Origin of the sequence: Haloferax gibbonsii, assembly GCF_001190965.1 — an archaeon.
GTDB lineage: Archaea > Halobacteriota > Halobacteria > Halobacteriales > Haloferacaceae > Haloferax > Haloferax gibbonsii.
Map to the genome: position 1 here is coordinate 2,259,566 of NZ_CP011947.1, position 12,074 is coordinate 2,271,639.

At 68.8% G+C, this 12,074-nt stretch carries 15 protein-coding genes; 4 read left to right on the plus strand and 11 right to left on the minus strand.

Annotation, left to right across the window (positions count from 1 at the left end; genetic code table 11):
- Positions 1–43: 43 nt before the first annotated feature.
- From ABY42_RS11440 to ABY42_RS11475, 8 genes are all read right to left on the minus strand, one after another.
- Positions 44–712: an HAD family hydrolase gene (locus tag ABY42_RS11440; protein WP_050459556.1), complete on the minus strand. Its 669-nt coding sequence runs from the start codon at positions 710–712 to the stop codon at positions 44–46.
- Positions 713–758: 46 nt separating this feature from the next.
- Positions 759–1,154, minus strand: a complete 396-nt coding sequence (lwrS, locus tag ABY42_RS11445) for an LWR-salt protein (RefSeq protein ID WP_050459557.1) — start codon at positions 1,152–1,154, stop codon at positions 759–761.
- Positions 1,151–1,426: a 4a-hydroxytetrahydrobiopterin dehydratase gene (locus ABY42_RS11450; RefSeq protein WP_004042202.1), complete on the minus strand. Its 276-nt coding sequence runs from the start codon at positions 1,424–1,426 to the stop codon at positions 1,151–1,153. Before ABY42_RS11450 ends, lwrS begins: the two co-directional genes overlap by 4 nt.
- Positions 1,427–1,471: 45 nt before the next feature.
- Positions 1,472–1,999, minus strand: a complete 528-nt coding sequence (locus ABY42_RS19070) for an OB-fold nucleic acid binding domain-containing protein (protein WP_231608284.1) — start codon at positions 1,997–1,999, stop codon at positions 1,472–1,474.
- A 62-nt stretch (positions 2,000–2,061) separates the two neighbouring features.
- A complete protein-coding gene (gene hemA / locus ABY42_RS11460) occupies positions 2,062–3,447 on the minus strand; it encodes a glutamyl-tRNA reductase (RefSeq protein ID WP_050459559.1) in 1,386 nt (461 codons plus the stop codon).
- Positions 3,444–4,091, minus strand: coding sequence for a precorrin-2 dehydrogenase/sirohydrochlorin ferrochelatase family protein (locus ABY42_RS11465; RefSeq protein ID WP_050459560.1), 648 nt, complete (start codon positions 4,089–4,091; stop codon positions 3,444–3,446). The genes hemA and ABY42_RS11465 overlap by 4 nt, the downstream gene beginning before the upstream one ends.
- A gap of 1 nt (position 4,092) precedes the next feature.
- The gene (gene ahbB / locus ABY42_RS11470; protein WP_004975485.1) at positions 4,093–5,154 is read right to left on the minus strand and encodes a siroheme decarboxylase subunit beta; all 1,062 of its coding nucleotides are present in this window, start codon (positions 5,152–5,154) and stop codon (positions 4,093–4,095) included.
- 164 nt (positions 5,155–5,318) lie between these two features.
- On the minus strand, positions 5,319–5,717 hold the full coding sequence (locus ABY42_RS11475; protein WP_050459561.1) for a DUF5778 family protein: 399 nt from the start codon (positions 5,715–5,717) through the stop codon (positions 5,319–5,321).
- 148 nt (positions 5,718–5,865) lie between these two features.
- On the opposite strand from ABY42_RS11475, the gene uppS reads away from it, so the two are divergent.
- The gene (uppS, locus tag ABY42_RS11480; RefSeq protein ID WP_004975477.1) at positions 5,866–6,795 is read left to right on the plus strand and encodes a polyprenyl diphosphate synthase; all 930 of its coding nucleotides are present in this window, start codon (positions 5,866–5,868) and stop codon (positions 6,793–6,795) included.
- Between the two features lie 23 nt (positions 6,796–6,818).
- Here uppS and ABY42_RS11485 read toward each other — a convergent pair whose 3' ends face one another.
- Together ABY42_RS11485 and ABY42_RS11490 are read right to left on the minus strand one after the other, a co-directional pair.
- Positions 6,819–8,192, minus strand: coding sequence for a serpin family protein (locus ABY42_RS11485; RefSeq protein WP_050459562.1), 1,374 nt, complete (start codon positions 8,190–8,192; stop codon positions 6,819–6,821).
- 71 nt (positions 8,193–8,263) lie between these two features.
- On the minus strand, positions 8,264–8,632 hold the full coding sequence (locus tag ABY42_RS11490; RefSeq protein ID WP_050459563.1) for a hypothetical protein: 369 nt from the start codon (positions 8,630–8,632) through the stop codon (positions 8,264–8,266).
- Between the two features lie 144 nt (positions 8,633–8,776).
- Between ABY42_RS11490 and ABY42_RS11495 the strand changes: the two genes are divergently transcribed.
- Entirely contained in the window at positions 8,777–9,118 is a 342-nt protein-coding gene (locus tag ABY42_RS11495) for a hypothetical protein (RefSeq protein ID WP_004975472.1), read from the plus strand.
- Positions 9,115–9,846 carry a hypothetical protein gene (locus ABY42_RS11500; protein WP_231608285.1) on the plus strand — a complete coding sequence of 244 codons (732 nt, stop codon included), beginning with the start codon at positions 9,115–9,117 and terminating at the stop codon, positions 9,844–9,846. The genes ABY42_RS11495 and ABY42_RS11500 overlap by 4 nt, the downstream gene beginning before the upstream one ends.
- Before the next feature lie 149 nt (positions 9,847–9,995).
- Here the strand turns inward: ABY42_RS11500 and ABY42_RS11505 are convergent, their stop codons facing one another.
- Positions 9,996–10,604 carry an undecaprenyl diphosphate synthase family protein gene (locus tag ABY42_RS11505; protein WP_004975468.1) on the minus strand — a complete coding sequence of 203 codons (609 nt, stop codon included), beginning with the start codon at positions 10,602–10,604 and terminating at the stop codon, positions 9,996–9,998.
- A 150-nt stretch (positions 10,605–10,754) separates the two neighbouring features.
- On the opposite strand from ABY42_RS11505, the gene ABY42_RS11510 reads away from it, so the two are divergent.
- Positions 10,755–12,068, plus strand: a complete 1,314-nt coding sequence (locus tag ABY42_RS11510) for a DUF92 domain-containing protein (RefSeq protein WP_049905092.1) — start codon at positions 10,755–10,757, stop codon at positions 12,066–12,068.
- Positions 12,069–12,074 lie beyond the last annotated feature (6 nt).

Sequence of the window (12,074 nt, forward strand, 5' to 3'; positions counted from 1 at the left end):
TGTCGCGACCGTCGAATCACCGCTTCGGACGGAACCCGCCCGTTCAGCCGGACCGAACGAGGTCGTCGAAGCTCTCGACGCGGTACTCGCCGAGCACGCAGCGCCCGCGGTGTTCGGGACCGTGTCGCTCGACGTGGATGCCGTCCAAGCCGGCGTTCCACGCGGCTCCGATGTCGCTTTCGCCGTCGCCGGCGAGGACGCCCGCGGTGCCGCCGTCGGTCAGGACTCGGTCGTCGAGTCCCAGTTCGCCGATAGCGCGTCGCACCGGCGCGGCGTCGGGTTTCCACCCCGTCTCCTCGGTACAGCAGACGACGGCGTCGAACCAGTCGCGCACGTCGAGGTGGTCCAACACGGGGTCGGTCAGGAACTGCTGGCAGTGCGTGACGATGCCGACCGGTCGGCCGGCGGCGTGAATCTCTTCGATGAGGCGCTCGGCGTCGTCGTGGAGGTACGTCACTTCTGCTCGCTTTGCGGGGTCTTCCTCGCGGTGGAACGCGGGCCAGAACTCGGCGGGGTCGATGCCCCACTCGCGGAGCATCGGGTCGCGCGCGCCGCCGAGACCGTGCCAGATGGTCTCGGCTTCGCGGTCCGTGAACTGACGACCCAGTCGGTCGCCGACCCGGTCGAACACGTCACGCGTGTACGACCACTCGGCGTCGACGAGGGTCCCATCGAGGTCGAACAGCCAGAAATCGTAGTCATCGGCGACCATTCGGACAACAGAGTACGTCAGGCGTGGGTAAATGTCTTGCCCCGCGTCACGAATCGTCGGATTCGACGCGAATCGCGCTCCCGAAGTACTTGTGGAGCACCTCGCGGACCGACTCGGCGTTGAACGCGCCGAGGTCCGCGGCGACGGCCTCGCGGAAGGCGTCCAGCGACGCCTCGTCGGCCCGGAGTTCCGCGAACTCGCAGGAGACGACGGGCACGTCGAGCCACGACGACGCGAGGTCGCGGGCGTGGCGCTCGTCGTTCACCGCTCCCCGCCAGAGCGCGTCGCGGAACAGCAGCCAGCCCTCCTCACCGGGCGGCGGGGGCGTGACGCGGACCGTCGTCTCGAACTCCCGCGGGTCGGTCTCGACGCCCCCGGCCGAATCGAGGCGGAAGCGGACCCGGAAGACGTAGGTGAGCGTCGCGGTCCCCTCGTCGCTCACAGCTCGTCGTCGAACAGGTCGGCGAGCCGGAGGTCCTTGTCGGTGATGCCGCCCTCCTCGTGGCTCGTGAGGCGGACTTCGACCTCTTGGTACCGAATCGTTATCTCGGGGTGGTGGAACTCCTCTTCTGCGACCTCGCCCACGCTGGCGGCGAACGCCACGCCGTCGAGGTAGTCGTCGAACTCGTAGACGCGGACGATTTCGTCGCCGTCGCGTTCCCAGTCCGACCCGAGCTGTGCGTCGATTTCGTCGTCCGAGAGCAGCTCTGCCATGCCGAACCCGTCGGGTGGCATCCCGATAAGGATTCTGCCGGATTGTCAGGTCGCGTCCGCGCGGACGACGAACCGCGGCCCGGTCAGGAGCCGCCGCCCACCGCGGTCGCGAGCGACTCGCCCCGTGACCGCGACCTCGTCGCCGCGGGCGACGACGCCGCACTCGCCGTCGCCGCCGAACACCACGTGTCCGTCCGGCGGGACGCGGACCCGAATCTCGCCGGTGGCGTCCCGGAGGACGAACGGGCGCGTCGCGCGGCCGACGACCGTGCGCCCGCCCCCGCCTCGCCGGTCGCCGTCTGTGTTCTCGCGGTCAACCCACCGCTCCACGGCCGGCCCGTCGCCCGCGATTCCCGCGACTGTCCCGACGACGGTCGCCCGAGCGACGCCGTCGAGGTCGCGAATCCGCCGTTTCGGGGTCGCATCGACGAGGCGGCGACGCGCTCGCGCTCGGAGGCGGTTCACGAGGCGGTGGCCGAGCGCCGTGGGCGCGCGGCCGGCGGCTTCTCGGGTGGCGGCGTCGGTACGGGAACGGCGTACGAAGCCCGTCGCTGACGGTCTGGGCGGTGACATCGTCGCGGAGTGGCTCCGCGTTCGGATAAGAAAGTTCGCCGGTCGGCCGCGTCGGCGGCCCGTCAGTCGTCCGAGAGCTGTTCGAGGACGCGCCGGGGCACCTCGCCTTCGAGCGCCTCGCGGTCGAGGTCCTCCGGCGACTCGCCTGAGAACTCGATGGACGGCCCGGACGGCTCGGCGGGGTCTGACCCTCCGAGGTCGTCGAAGCCGGGGTCGAACAGCCGCATGGCGGTCTGGATGGTCGTCCAGTCGTCGTCGCCGGCGGCGTCGCGGAGGCTCTTGGTCGGCGCGGCGAGGATTTGGCCGATGAGCGCGTCCGCGAGCGACTCGACCGTCTCGCGCTGCTCGTCGGTGAGGTCGCCCTGCGCTTCGAGCTTCGACAGCGCCGTCGACACCTCGCGGCGCTTGACGTGCTCTGCGGCCTCGTACATCGAACTGATGGCCTCGTCGGCGCGCTTCCGCTTGTAGGCGGCGAGCAGGCGGTCGAACTCGTCGTCTATCATCGCCTCGACCTCGCGGGCGGCGCGCTCGCGGCGCTCCGCGGTCCGGTCGGTCACCGTCTCCAAATCGTCGATGTCGCGGACGCGAACGCCGTCGAGGTCGGCGGCGGCGGGGTCGACGTCCCGCGGCTGGGCGATGTCGATGAGCATCGTCTCGGAGCCGTCCGCCAGCTCCGCCGGCGTGACGACGTACTCGGGGCTGCTCGTGGCCGTGATGACGAGGTCGGCGTCGCGGAGGCGACCGCGGAGGTCGCCCAGTCCGGTGGCCTTCGAGACGCCCGGGACCTCGCGGGCGAGGTGGCGGGCGTTCGCGACCGTCCGGTTCGCGACGACGAGGTCGCCCACGTCGACCGACGCGAGCGCCTTCGTCGCGAGCGTCCCCATCTCTCCGGCCCCGACGACGAGGGCGTCGACCTCGCCGATGGGGGCGTCGAGTTCGGCCCGGGCGAGCCTGACGGCGGCGCTCCCGAGCGAGACGGCACCCTCGTTGATGGCCGTCTCCTCGCGGGCGCGTTCGCCGACGTGGACGGCCTTCATGAGCGCGTCTTCCAGCATCGGGCCGATGGCGTCCTGCTCGCGGGCGGCCTCGATACCGGCTTTGACCTGTCCGAGAATCTGGTCCTCGCCGAGGACGAGGGATTCGAGCCCCGACGCCACCCGCATGAGGTGGCGCAGGGTCTCTTCGTGGTCCATGTAGCGGACGCTCCCGTCTCGGACGTCGGGAGCGAAGTCGTCGAGCGCGCGGCGGCCGTCGGTCGCGTCGTCCGTGACGACGTACGCCTCGGCGCGGTTACACGTCTGAAGCGAAAAGGCCTCTGAGACGCCGTCGCGGGCGAGGAGTCGCTCGACGACCGTCTGAACGTCGTCGCTCGAAGCGGCTTCTATCTCGCGAACGCTGGCCCGGTCGTGGGCGACGCTCACACCGGAGATGACGCCCGAATCTCTCATGAATCACCTCGCTGTGTGTCTCGTATCACGCGCGCTGCCTCTTGGCGGGGGTTTGCATCGCCGGTACGTAAAGCCTTCCAAACCGACGGGTCTCGCACGACCGCTCGAATCGCATCACGGCGCTCGGCCGGCGACCGGTCGGACGCCTTGAGTTCCGCGCGGAGTTCCGCGGTCAGCGCGGCCATCTCGCCCGCTCCCTCCAACTCGGCTTCGACGCGCTCTCGGAGGTGCTTCGAGAGGGCGGGGCTCGCGCCGCCGGTCGTGATGGCGACCGACACGTCGCCGTCCTCGACGGTCGCCGGGACGACCACGCTCCCCGCGTCGCGCTCGCCGCTCCGGTCGGCTCGATTGACCAGTGCGCCGGCGTCTCGGGCCGCCGCGACGACGGCGTCGTTCACCGCGTCGTCGTCGGTCGCCGCGACGACGAGCGCCGGGGCGAACCGCTCGACCCAGTCGGGAACCTCGTCGGGCGCGGGGGCCGCCCGAACGCGCTCCGCGTCGCCGAAGTCGCGGTCGGCGAACTCGGGGCTGACGACGACGGTCCGCGCCTCGCGGGCGAACCGACGGGCCTTCCGCGCGCCGACGGGTCCCCCGCCGAAGACGACGACCGTCTCGTCGGAGAGGTCGTGGACAAGCGGAATCATCTCACTCCGTGTTCGCCTCGGCTCGTTCGTCCAGCCTGATTCCCGTCTTCTTCAGGATGCGCGTCGAGAACAGGGTGTCCCAGTCGTCGTCGCCCACGTCCCAGTAGTCGCTCATGACCTCGCGCACCTGTTCGATGCGGGCCTCGCTCTCCGCCTCGGAGCGGCCGTGGGTCATCGCGAAGAAGTTGTACGGCCAGACGCCCTCGTGTCGCGGCCGGCGGTAACAGTGGGTGACGAAGTCCAGCGAGGCGATTTCGGGGCCGACCTCCGCCACGAGGTCGTCGGGGACGTTCCAGACGGTCATCCCGTTTTCCGAGTAGCCGAGCGCGTAGTGGTTCGGGATGACGCCGACGCGGCGGACCTTCCCCTCGAGATTGAACCGCTTGATCGTCTCGACCACCCACGACGGCTCCTGCCCGACGGCCTCGGCCACGTCGGCGTAGGGCGTCTCGGTAATCGGCAGGCCGCCCTGAATCTCCATGACGAGGTCGCGCTCGTCGGGCGTCAGGGTGCGCGCGTCCGTCGGCTCCACGTCGGGACCGAGGTGCGAGAGGTCGAGGTCGCCGTCTGAGACGGGGCCGTCGAGGAGGAACTTCGCGCCCACGTGGAACTCGTGGCGCTTGGGCATGTTGTACGTCGCTTGGCCCGTCTCGTCCTCGATGTCGCCGAGCACCTCGTCCACCCGCGACGCCTCGGCGACCGAGACGACGAACCACATGTTGAGGTGGGGGTGCTCGCGCTCGTAGTTGTGCGCGACCTCGCGGTGGGCGTTCACCTGCTCGGCCACCTCGTCGAACCGCTCCGGCGGCGCGTGCATGGCGACGAGCGTCGCCGTGCCGCCGATTTCCTCGGCGTTGACGAGCGCGCCGAACCGCGAGAGGACGCCTTCCTCGTCGAGCGTCCGCACCCGCTCGCAGAGGTCGGTCGCAGTCACGTCCACGCCGCGCTCGCGCAGCGCGGCCGCCGCGGGCTCGAAGGGACGTTCGACGACGGGGAAGCCGCCCTGGAAGGCGTTGACGATGGCGCGGTCGAGACGAGAGAGGTCCGCGTCCGCCTGTATCATGCGCGTCACTCGGGATGCGAGGCGGATAAACGCCTCGCTTGTTCTCACTGCGATGAACCCAAGCGAACGCCCGGCGAGCCGCCGGTGAACGGCCGACGCGGGCGGATCGAGCGCCCTCGCTCACGAAGTAAAAGAGGCGTCTCGTCGTCGGGTTGCCGCCGCGCTCAGGGGACCGGCGTGACGCGGTCGACGTCGTCGAGCGCTTCGAGGCCCTCGACGATGGCGTCGTGGTCGGCGATGGCCTCGTAGTAGAACACGAGGTCGAACGTCCCGTCGCGGACGAGCTGTTGGCACTCCCAGACGAACTCGTCGTCCCCGACGGAGAGCCCCTGGAACTGGTTGGACGAGAAGTCGGTGTCGTCGTTGCCGGCGTAAATCCACGCGTCGCCCTTCCCCGCGTGCTCGGCGATTATCTCGTTGATTTCGACGGTCAGCTCCTGCATCTCCAGGTCCTCGCGGCTGGTGAGGTCGGTGTGGACGATGGCCCCGACGAGTTCGATATCGCCGGGTTCGAGCAGCGCGAGGGTCCGCTGGTAGAGGTCCTCGTCGATGGTCTCGCTCATATCCGAGTCTTCTCGGGGAGGTACAAACGGATGGCGATTCGTCGCCCGTCGTGACGACCCGTCATTCTGTGGCGACCTCCCGACCTCGGGACACCGTGCGACGGTGTAACCCACAAGACACATAGCCTCGGAATGCAACCGACGGTACATGTTCGGGTGGGTCCAACGCGGCTTTCGGCGCGCCTACGAGCGGGTGCTCGACCGGGAGATAGACGACGGGCCGACCCACGTCGCCATCATCCAGGACGGCAACCGCCGGTACGCCCGGAAGAACGGCGACGACGCCCCCGACGGGCACAGAGCGGGCGCGCAGACGACCGAGGACGTGCTGACGTGGTGCGAGGAACTCGGCATCGAGGAACTGACGCTCTACACGTTCTCGACCGAGAACTTCGACCGCCCGGAACACGAGCGCCAGCCGCTTTTCGACCTCATCGAGGACAAGCTCTACGAGTTCGCCGACGCCGACCGCGTCCACGAGCGCGAGGTCGCCGTGCGCGCCATCGGCGAGGTCGAGATGCTCCCCGGTCGCGTCCGCGACGCCGTCGAGTACGCGGAGACTCGGACCGCCGACTACGACGGGTTCACGCTCAACATCGCCCTCGCGTACGGCGGCCGAGCCGAACTCCTCGGGGCCGCCCGCGACGTCTGTCGCGCGGTCGACCGCGGCGACCTCTCGCCCGACGAGGTGGACGTGCCGGCGGTCGACCGCCGCCTGTCCAGAAAGCCCGTCCGCGACGTGGACCTCATCATCCGTCCCGGCGGCGACGAGCGCACCTCGAACTTCCTGCCGTGGCACGCCAACGGCAACGAGGCCGCCGTCTACTTCTGTGCGCCCTACTGGCCTGAGTTCTCGAAAGTCGACTTCCTGCGCGGCATCCGAACCTACGAGTCCAGAGAGCAGTCGTGGCAGCGCACCCGGACCGAGCGCGCCGTCACGCTCGTCCGGGCCGTCGCGGAAGTGGAGTTAGAGGACGCCCGCACCGTCGCCGGTCGCCTCCGCGAGCAACTCCCCTCGTCGGGGGCCGACGAGGTGTCCGCCGAGTTGGCGAAACGGACCGACGAGACGGCCGACTGAGGAGGACTCCTGCTGTTTTGCGGTTATTCGCCGCCCTGTGCAGCCCCGGCGTCGACGACGCGACCGTAGAACAGAATCGCGTCCGTCGGCCGGTCGCGGATGCAGAACAGGAACGGCCGGTCGAACCGGAGTTCGCCCCATCTCGGCGGCAGCGAACTTTCGACGACCACGCCCGTCGCCGCCGCGGCCTCCGTCCCCTCCTCGTCCACGGAGACGAACGATTTGTGGAACACCTCGTCGATGGCGAGGGTCGCCCCGTCGCCCTCGGCCATTCTACCGAAGTCGGCATCCGAGCCGAACGCGGCGGGCATCCCGAGATTCGACAGCGCCTCGGAGAGTTGGATCTCCGTCTCGAACTCGAACCGCGGGAGCACGACGTCACCGATTCGCTCTCGCATCTCCTCGAAGACGCCGAACAGTCGACTCGCGTTCAGATTCCGCTCGTACGACTCGAACTCGCCTTCGTCGGGAAGCAGTAGCACCATCGACACCTCCCGACCGAGGTACGGGAGTTCGACGGCCTGCGCGCTCGGGAGGTCGGCGTAGTTCGCCTTGAGTTCCTGCCGCATGAGCGGCACGGTCGATTCGCCCCCGTCCAGCGCGGTGAACCTCCCGTCTTCGGTGTCCTCGGGGTCGAACGTGCGCGCCCACTGCGCCATGAAGTAGATAGCGTTGGTGAGGACGAGCGCCGTGTCGGGCGTGACGGAGCCTGCGGGAAGCAGGTTCTCGATTCGGCCCTCCGTCCGGTCGGCGACCCACTCGTTGATTCGCTCCCGCTCGCCGTCCGGGTCGCCGGCGAAGTCGGCCCGTCGGAGTCCGGCCCCGTAGTTCGAGTCGAGTCGGTCGAGGTAGTCCGCCGAGAACGCGTACCCCTCGCGGCCCCACAGCGCGTTCGCCACGGCCAGTCGGAAGGCGTCGGCTTCGCCGCCGTCGACCGGGTTCCGAGTCGTCTCCCGCTCTTCGAGCGCCGCCCGTAGGTCCGCGAACGCCGGGTGAACGTCCTCCCCGAGCGTGTAGTGGAGCGTCGCTTCCATCTGTTCACGGGTCGTCCCGCGAGCGCCTGCGTAGGTCATCGCCAGCGCGACGGAGATGCTGTACGGCGAGAGGAACTGGTTGCCGCCCTGTTCGGACGCGATCTGTCTGTGCAGGTCGAGGGCGAACTCGGCGTTGCCGGCCGCGAGCGCGGCGAGCCGCTCGTCGTCCACGCTCGGTTCGCCGGTCGGCGGTTCGTCGCTCGGCCCCTCCGTCGGCGTGTCTGTCGTCGCGGTCGCGGTTGCGGTGTCCGTCGTCTCGCTTGCGGTCTCGGTCTCCGCGGACGACTGACCGTCGCCCGTACAGCCGGCAATCGTCGCGGCGGCGAGCGCCCCCGACAACGCCAGCATCTCGCGGCGGTTCATGTCGGAACGTTCAGCGGTCTAACAATATGTCTTCTGTAAGCACAAACGGCGGCTTGAGAGACGGGGGTGCGTCACCTCGCCGGGCGAACCCGCCGCCGGTACGTCCGCCAGCAGAACCATCCCAGAAACGCGGCGCTCTGTCCGAGCACGACGGCGACGAACTCGGCTTCGTACCGAGGCCCTAACAGCAGCACTGTCCCGCCGTAGGCGACGGTCGGAACCCACGAGCGCCAGCCCTCGTAGCGCGATTCGAGGAACAGCCACGGCGGGACGACGGCGACGCCGACGAGCGCCCACGGCCAGTCCGGCGGGGCGGGCTGATTGAGCCAGAGAACGAGTAACAGCGAGAGCGCGAGGAGGACGTGCCCGTCTTCGAGCCACTCGCTGGCCGGCGGTGGCGGCGGGAGGAGGTCTGTTCTGTTGGGTGAGTTGGAGGGCATCTGTTCGGCAACTGAGAGTCGGGAACGTGCTCCTCGACTGCGCTTGTGGACCGTAGTAACGCCGCGAGAGCGGCAGTTCTCACGGGTATCAAAACATATTGAGGTATCAAACTTTACTATCGGTAGTCTTCTTGGTGGCAAGCGATGGATTTGCTCCTCGTCGCCGCACCCTCACTCCCCGACGGGGTCGCGAAGACGCTCGATGTGTACCCGCCACTCGTCCTGCTCGGAACCTTCTTCAGCTATACGGGAATGTTTCTCATTCTGAGCGACGACGTGGACGACTTTCTCGGCCTGTGGATGTTCACTACGCTGGTCTATCCCGGCGTCCTCGTCTGGTACGTCGACCGAATCGACGTGACGAGCGACTTCGCGTTCGGATACTCGTTGCGGGAGTCGACGGTGGCGTTCCCGCTTTTGTTCATGGGCCTCGCGTTCTACCTCTTCACGGTCGCGTTCGCCGACCGGTATCTGGGGAAGACATGATGCAGATATCGTTCCTCTTCGAGTACGTCCCCGAGTGGCTGTCGATAGCGCTGCTGGCTGTCGGTTCGACGTTCGTGACGTGGGGTCTCCCGTTCGTCGACGCCGACGACGAGTTGAGCGTCGAAACCGGACAGGACGTCCTCGGTGTGATACTGTTAGGTATCGGTGTCGGCGTCACGGTTTGGGGAACGCGTTCGATCTCTGTCTTCGCTCCGATTGCCGTCGTCGTCGTCCTGCTGACGGGCTTCCTTGAGGGGCTGGCGGCGATTAGTATATACAAGAAGCTCGTCGACCTGGTTCTGCGGCGTTCAGCCCCGTCTGGCGGGTCGTTCAGACGGAAGCTCTTCGGTGGACTCCTCGCGTTCTTCCTGGTCGTACTTTCCGGGTGGGCCCTCGTCGCGGCGGTCGTATGGGGTCCCATCGAACTCGGCGTTGGCGAGTCGGTTCGCCTCTACTGGACGGTCGTCACGGTCATCGTGACCGTCATCGGCATGTCGACCAAGTTCTGGAGCACGAAAGAGCGGTCCCCGACGCCGATACTGTTCGGGGGCGTCTTCCTCATCACTGGCGCGGAAATCGTCAACCTCCGGTTCACGACCGAACTCACGCTGTACGTCGGTACGGTCGTCGCCTACACGCTCGGGTTCTGGTTCGGCGTCGCGCTGTTGATTCGAGGCGCACAGCGAATCTCTCGGGAACGAACTACCGGGCGCCGGTCGTGGGACTGACGGCGTTCGCTCTCCGAGAAAGCGGACCGGCGGGATTCGCCCTACCGACCGAACTTCTGTCGCACTCTTCGAGCACGACAGCGTTTGGCCGATTCGCTGACGCTCATCGGCCAAACCACCGTGTCGGCAACGCCGCCACGGGATTCGCCCTACCGGCCGAATCTCCGCTGACGGTCCTGATAGTCCCGCAACGCCCGCAGGTAATCGCGCTTCCTGAAGTCCCGCCAGTTCACGTCGGTGAAGTAGAGTTCCGCGTACACGGACTGCCAAATCATGAAGTCCGACAGGCGCTCAGCGCCCGTCTTGACCACGAAGTCCGGCTCGTCGGGGAACACGAGGCGCTGTTCGATGTCCGCGGCGTCGATGTCGTCGGGGTCGAGCGCGCCCTCGTCGACCTCCTCGGCCAGCGACTGGACCACCGATGCGAACTCTCGTTTCCCGCCGAGGCCGATGCTGACCTGCACGGGGGCGTCGGCGCGCTCGGTGTCGCCGGGTTCGCGGACCTCCACTCGCTGGGGAACGTCGAGGTCGCGGAGCTCGCGGGCGAGCGTCGGGACGACCGCCTCGTCGAGGACGCTCACGGAGATGGTGACGCGGTCGCTTCCGAACTCGAACGCCCAGCCGACGAACGCTTCGAGCGTCTCGTACGCGCCCTGTTCCAGCAGGTCGCGCTCGGTGATGACGAGCGCCACGTGCTCGGGGGCGTCGGCGTCGTCGAGGCGGAATCGGAGGGCGAGGTAGGAGTCGTACAGTCCCACGGGAGTCGTTCTCGCGGCGATTCTCCTAACCCTTCGGGTTCGGCATCGGTCCGCTCGCCCCGGGAGGTTGGCATCGACCCGCGGACTCGCGGTGGTGCGGTCGTCGGTGATGTCGGGAGGGTTAAGTGCGCGTCGGGGATACCGAATGGTGTGACTTCCACGGTACGGCGAGCGGGCGGATTCGCGGTCGTCGGGACGTTGGCCCTCGCGGCCCCGAGTCTCGGCGCGGCCGCGTTCGCGCCCTTCGCCGCAGTCGCGCTCCTGGCGGCCTTCGTCGTCGACGACGGCCCCCTCTTCGAGCTGTTCGCGCGGCCCGGCGACCGGCAGGACGGCCGGCTCAACGGGCTCGCCGGGTTCGCACTGGCCGCGACCGGCCTCGCCCTCTTGGCGACGGTCCCGCGCGTCACGATGCCGCTTTCGGTGTTCGCCGCCGCGGTGTTGACACTCGCCTACGGCAACCTCGGCGCGCGACTGGTGGATTCGAGAACGTCCGACGAGTCGCTTCGCGCGGCGGGCTTCGTCGCGGCCGCGGTCCTCGCCGGCACCGCGGGACAGGCGGCAATCGCGTCGCTGACGGGTGACGCGATGCTTCTCGCCCGGTTCACCCTCCTCGCGGCCGTCGGCGGCCTCGTCGGCGCGGTGCTCCGGACGGCCCTCTACGAGCGCGACGACCCGCTCGTCATGCTCTCTATCGGCCTCGTCCTCTGGGGCGTCGAGGTGCTCGCGGGGCCGGTGTCGCCGACGCAGACCGGCGTGGCGCTCGCCCTCACGGTCGCGCTCGGCTACGCGGCCTACGCCCTCGGGACGGCCTCCGTCGCCGGCATGATTACCGGCGTCCTCCTGCTCCTCTTCGCGGTCGTCTTCGGCGGTTTCGGCTGGGCGCTCGTGCTCGTCTCCTTCTTCGGCGTCGGTGCGCTCGCCACTAAGTTCCGGTACGACAGCAAGGCCGAACGCGGCGTCGCCGAGGACAACGACGGCGCTCGCGGCACCGGCAACGTCCTCGGCAACTCGGGCGTCTCGCTCGTCGCCGTCGTCGGCTACGCCGCGGCGCAAACGCTCGGCTACCCGTTCGTCAGCGACCTGCTCGTCCTCGCGTTCGCCGGGTCGGCCGCCGCCGCGATGAGCGACACGCTCTCCAGCGAAATCGGCGGGCTGTTCGACCAGCCGCGGCTCATCACCTCGCTCAAGCCCGTTCCCGCCGGGACCGACGGCGCGGTCACGTGGCAAGGCGAAGTCGCCGGCGCGCTGGGCGCGGCCTTCGTGGCCGGCGTGAGCGTGCTGGTGCTTCCCCTGCCGGCGCAGACGGCCGCCATCGCCGTTCTCGCCGGCGGGCTCGTCGGAATGACGGTCGACAGTCTGCTCGGTGCGACGGTCGAGGGAGCCGGCCTCGGCAACCAGGCGGTCAACTTCCTCGCCACGTTCGCCGGCGCGCTGGGCGCGGTCCTCGTCTGGATTCCGCTGTGACGGGGG

What these genes read in the sequence shown, in the direction of transcription:
- ABY42_RS11490 (WP_050459563.1), bottom strand. Translation starts at nt 8,632, where the DNA reads ATGCCCTCCAACTCACCCAACAGAACAGACCTCCTCCCGCCGCCACCG.
- ABY42_RS11475 (WP_050459561.1), bottom strand. Translation starts at nt 5,717, where the DNA reads ATGAGCGAGACCATCGACGAGGACCTCTACCAGCGGACCCTCGCGCTG.
- ABY42_RS11500 (WP_231608285.1), top strand. Translation starts at nt 9,115, where the DNA reads ATGATGCAGATATCGTTCCTCTTCGAGTACGTCCCCGAGTGGCTGTCG.
- uppS (WP_004975477.1), top strand. Translation starts at nt 5,866, where the DNA reads ATGTTCGGGTGGGTCCAACGCGGCTTTCGGCGCGCCTACGAGCGGGTG.
- hemA (WP_050459559.1), bottom strand. Translation starts at nt 3,447, where the DNA reads ATGAGAGATTCGGGCGTCATCTCCGGTGTGAGCGTCGCCCACGACCGG.
- ahbB (WP_004975485.1), bottom strand. Translation starts at nt 5,154, where the DNA reads ATGATACAGGCGGACGCGGACCTCTCTCGTCTCGACCGCGCCATCGTC.
- ABY42_RS11440 (WP_050459556.1), bottom strand. Translation starts at nt 712, where the DNA reads ATGGTCGCCGATGACTACGATTTCTGGCTGTTCGACCTCGATGGGACC.
- ABY42_RS11450 (WP_004042202.1), bottom strand. Translation starts at nt 1,426, where the DNA reads ATGGCAGAGCTGCTCTCGGACGACGAAATCGACGCACAGCTCGGGTCG.
- ABY42_RS11465 (WP_050459560.1), bottom strand. Translation starts at nt 4,091, where the DNA reads ATGATTCCGCTTGTCCACGACCTCTCCGACGAGACGGTCGTCGTCTTC.
- ABY42_RS19070 (WP_231608284.1), bottom strand. Translation starts at nt 1,999, where the DNA reads ATGTCACCGCCCAGACCGTCAGCGACGGGCTTCGTACGCCGTTCCCGT.
- ABY42_RS11485 (WP_050459562.1), bottom strand. Translation starts at nt 8,192, where the DNA reads ATGAACCGCCGCGAGATGCTGGCGTTGTCGGGGGCGCTCGCCGCCGCG.
- ABY42_RS11495 (WP_004975472.1), top strand. Translation starts at nt 8,777, where the DNA reads ATGGATTTGCTCCTCGTCGCCGCACCCTCACTCCCCGACGGGGTCGCG.